Source organism: Streptomyces sp., from assembly GCF_050698815.1.
Taxonomy (GTDB): Bacteria; Actinomycetota; Actinomycetes; order Streptomycetales; family Streptomycetaceae; genus Streptomyces.
Genome location: NZ_JBOHCV010000365.1, coordinates 1 through 3,580, shown reverse-complemented (window position 1 = coordinate 3,580; position 3,580 = coordinate 1). Strand labels below are relative to the sequence as shown.

The following is a 3,580-nucleotide window of genomic DNA, read 5'->3' as shown; positions in this document are numbered from 1 at the left end:
GACCAGCACCGCGCCTGGCGGCACGTGCCGCTGCCCGAGCGGCGCGCCCGCGTCGCCGCCGCCCTCGACGCCCTCACCGAGCACCGCGACCTCCTCGCCCTGCTGCTGGTCTGGGAGATCGGCAAGACGTGGAAGCTGGCCCGGGCCGACGTCGACCGGGCGATCGACGGTGTGCGCTGGTACGTCGACCACATCGAGACGATGCTCGACGGCCGTACGTCACTGCCAGGCCCGGTCAGCAACATCGCCAGCTGGAACTACCCGATGAGCGTGCTCGTCCACGCCATGCTCATCCAGGCCCTGGCCGGCAACGCGGTGATCGCCAAGACCCCCACCGACGGCGGCCTCGCCTGCCTGACCCTGGCCGGCGCCCTCTCCGTACGGGAGGGGCTGCCGCTCACCCTCGTCAGCGGCAGCGGCGGTCAGCTCTCAGAGGCGCTCGTGCGCGCGCCGGAGATCGGCTGCGTCTCCTTCGTCGGCGGCCGGGACACCGGCGCCCGCGTCGCCACCGCCGTCGCCGACCTGGGCAAGCGGCACATCCTGGAGCAGGAGGGCCTCAACTGCTGGGGTGTGTGGAACTACTCGGACTGGGAGGGACTGACCCCGCTCATCCGCAAGACCTTCGACTACGCCAAGCAGCGCTGCACCGCCTACCCCCGCTTCGTCGTGCGGCGCACGCAGTTCGCGGACTTCCTGGGCGCCTACCTGCCCGCGGTCCGTTCCATCCGCTTCGGCCATCCCCTCGCCGTGGCCCACCCCGGGGATCCGCTGCCCGAGCTGGACTTCGGCCCCTTGATCAACGCGGCCAAGGCGAAGGAGCTGGCCGACCAGACCCGGGAGGCCATCGACCGGGGAGCGGTGCCCCTCTACCAGGGCTCGCCGGCGGACGGCCTCTTCCTGCCGGGCCAGGACACCTCGGCGTACCTCCCGCCGACGACCCTGCTCTCCCCGCCCTCCTCCTCACCGCTGCACCACGCGGAACCCTTCGGCCCGGTCGACAGCATCGTCCTGGTCGACACCGAGGCAGAACTGCTCGCCGCCATGAACGCCAGCAACGGCGCCCTGGTCGCCACCCTCTCCACCGACGACCAGGACGCCTTCGACCGGCTCTCACCGCAGATCCGCGCGTTCAAGACGGGGCACAGCAAGCCCCGCTCCCGAGGGGACCGGGACGAGCTCTTCGGCGGCTTCGGCGCTTCCTGGCGCGGCGCGTTCGTCGGCGGCGAACTCCTGATCCGCGCCGTCACCGAGGGCCCGTCCGGCGAACGGCTGCCGGGCAACTTCCCCGACTACCGCCTCCAGCCGGAGGCCGAATCCACCCTCGCAGCGGCCTGACCGACCGCCTGCGCGGGCGGCCCGGCAACCCACCGCCGGGCCGCCCGCGCACCGGGGATACCCAGGTGAAGCGCACTCCGAAAGCTTGATATGGTGGTCCGCGTCGCCACGGCAGTGCCCGCGAGCGGCATCACACCTGGTCCGGGTGGCGGAATGGCAGACGCGCTAGCTTGAGGTGCTAGTGCCCTTTACAGGGCGTGGGGGTTCAAGTCCCCCCTCGGACACCGGATGGAAGCCCTTCACATCAGCGGCAGCGTTGATGCGAAGGGCTTCTTCCCGTTCCGCTCCCGTTCGTGCCCCGCGTCGCACAGTCGCCCCGCGCTCATTTCCGGCAGCCGGGCCGGCCGTATCTCTCCTTCGACGTGTTGTCCCGACTGCTCTCGCAGAGTGGTGGCGCGAGCGCGAAGTTTGCGGAGATCGCCTGCAACGATGGTGGAGCTGCGGCTCACCGCAGGCGCTGGAGCAGTCGGCAACTTCTCCCAGACCGTCACCCACTGCCGGCCTGGCGGAGTTCGGTGACCGTGCAGCCGAACTCCGTTCTCAGCCGACTCCAGGTGGGCGGTGTCTCGGATTCCCCAGCTCTCCGCGATCATCGAGGCCGACAGAGACCGGAGGGCGGGGTCGCTCAGGTCGTGGTGGATGCGGCGGAGGCGCTCGTGGAGCAAAGACCAGGTCAAGAATGATTTCGACCCATTTACATACGACGCGCCGGAATGCACGTATCGGCAGCGGAAGTGCTGGCTGCGTGGGCTGAAGGCTGCCAAGCAGATTCAGCGCACGTCTCGGTATCTTTCGCCCGAGTTGAATGATCTTGTGTCTGTCCTCTTGAAGGAGACAAAGCCGACACTCGAGGGCTCGATGGACTGATGCTTGACGACGCTCCGGCGTAGCCGTCAGCGACGCTGGGGACCAGCGTGACAGTCGGTATCGCTCCGTGTCCGCGCCCTCGGCCGCCGCCCGCCGGTGCCCAACGACTCGGCAACCGGCGGGCACCGGCCGTCGGCCGGCTGAGGTCAGCCGAGGAGGTCGAGGATCTGCTGCCGTACCGTCAGCACGGACAGCACGCCGAAGAGCACGACGACCCACACCAGCGCGGCAGCCCGGTATCCCCGCACCTTGATCGCCGCGGGGAGCGCCTTGCGGTTCATGAAGAGCAGCAGGCCGCCGTAGACGAACATCATCAGCCCCGCGACGCACGCGGAGATGACGAGCAGCACCAGCGGCTGGTCGATCCCGGCCAGCAGAACGCACATGCCGACGACGACGAGCCCCCACACCAGCCAGAAGTACAGCCGGCTCTCGGAGAGCCGGGAGCGGCGCATGTACGTCGACTTCAGGACGTCGGCCGCGAGCCTGCTCGTGTAGTCGACGATGCCCACCGCCGCACTGAACAGCGCGAACGACCCGATCAGCCAGAACAGCACGCCGAACCAGTCGCCGACCTGCGCCTTCAGCGCCTCGCCCTCGTCCTGCAGGAAGCTCACGTCGTTGGCCAGGCCCTCAGAGCCGAAGAGCGTGGAGTGTGCGAGCAGTGAGGAGAGCACGATGGTGAGGATGGTGACCAGGCCGAAGGTCAGAGCCTGTTCGGTGTTGGCGAACCGCCACCAGCGCTTCCAGCGTTCCAGGTTCTCCCCCTCGGGGACGAAGACGTACCCGGCGGTGGCTCCCTTTCCGGTCTCGGAGGCGGCTGCCTCGGTGTCCTCCTTTCCGGTCAGGGGGCTGACCAGCCGGGGTACGTAGTGGCCCATGCCGAAGCCCTTGTCCCGGATCCAGTTGCTCTGGCACAGGTTCTGTCCGCCGCCCGCTCCGGCGTAGGCGAGCGCACCCATCAGCACGGCGACACCGAGGTCGCTGGGGAACTGGCCTATGTGGGTCGCGCCTTGCGGCAGATCCGCCCAGCTGGACGCCTTCACGGCGAAGATCACTGCCAGTGTGAAGAATCCGCCGATGACAGCGACCTTCAGGATCAGCAGCCGCTCGAGCGCGGTGTAGACGACCGGGGCGAGGGTGAGGATCGCGCCGATGCAGGGCAGCAGGACGAGCGCGATGAGGGTGGGATTGCCGCCGAAGACGTAGGACGCCATGGTGGCGGAACTGGTGACCCAGCCCGGCCAGAGGTTCGCCGCGTACGTCAGCAGCACCATCACCGCGCCCCAGTGCCGCCAGTACCGGTTGAAGCCGGTCACGGCGGTCTCGCCGGTGGCGAGGGTGTAGCGCTCGATCTCCATGTTCAGGAACCACTGGG

Annotated in this window: 2 protein-coding genes and 1 tRNA gene; 2 read left to right on the top strand and 1 reads right to left on the bottom strand. The window is 68.9% G+C overall.

Going from position 1 to position 3,580, the window contains the following annotated elements:
* Together ACRDP3_RS13345 and ACRDP3_RS13340 are read left to right on the top strand one after the other, a co-directional pair.
* The coding region (locus ACRDP3_RS13345; protein ID WP_431517127.1) for an aldehyde dehydrogenase family protein at window positions 1–1,335 on the top strand (1,335 nt) is incomplete at its 5' end.
* A 139-nt stretch (window positions 1,336–1,474) separates the two neighbouring features.
* Window positions 1,475–1,559, top strand: a tRNA-Leu gene (locus tag ACRDP3_RS13340).
* Between the two features lie 789 nt (window positions 1,560–2,348).
* Here ACRDP3_RS13340 and ACRDP3_RS13335 read toward each other — a convergent pair.
* A partial coding sequence (locus ACRDP3_RS13335) for an Nramp family divalent metal transporter (protein ID WP_431517126.1) occupies window positions 2,349–3,580 on the bottom strand: 1,232 nt, incomplete at its 5' end.